The organism is Ruminococcus callidus ATCC 27760 (genome assembly GCF_000468015.1).
Lineage (GTDB): Bacteria > Bacillota > Clostridia > Oscillospirales > Ruminococcaceae > Ruminococcus_C > Ruminococcus_C callidus.
The window spans coordinates 1-547 of record NZ_KI260384.1 but is presented as its reverse complement, the minus strand read 5'-3'; the positions used below and the strand labels follow the sequence as shown (position 1 = coordinate 547).

The following is a 547-nucleotide window of genomic DNA, read 5'->3' as shown; positions in this document are numbered from 1 at the left end:
TGGGTAGATTATTAAACTGTAACAAGTACTTGATTTGTGCTTTTCTTTTGTAACAAATGCAAAAGAATCATCATATGGCAATATACAATAATAATCCAGAGATGGTGATACCGAAATATTAAATTTCGCAGACTCCTCAATAGATGCCGCATATGATTCTTCATATACTACTTTATTATCTTTTACAAATAAAATCCTTGATCTAAAATTTGACTGAGGATCATACTCAATTTTCCAAATATCTTCCAGTGTTTCAGAAGAATATCCCATTGCGAAAAAATCAGCTGAAGCAATAATTGCTCTATCCCATTCAAAATTGGTAACGGTTTTCAATTCGACCATACATTCATCGTTTCCCGAAGTTTCGATCTCATCTATTATACCTTGAGCTACCGAACCAAGTTCGTTTTCTTGGCATTTTGAAATAGATACAACGGTTGTAAATGCTATGATTAGAAATATAATGATAAAAACACACTTTAATTTCTTCATGGCGAGTTAGCCTCTTTTTTTCTTTGTCTTACGATATCTGCAACAGTATTAATGT

Annotated in this window: 1 protein-coding gene; it reads right to left on the bottom strand. The window is 32.0% G+C overall.

All coding sequences use genetic code 11. The features are described 5' to 3' along the window. Positions 1-492, bottom strand: a 492-nt coding sequence (locus RUMCAL_RS06220; protein ID WP_021681816.1) for a hypothetical protein, incomplete at its 3' end; no start/stop codon positions are given. Between the last annotated feature and the right edge of the window lie 55 nt (positions 493-547).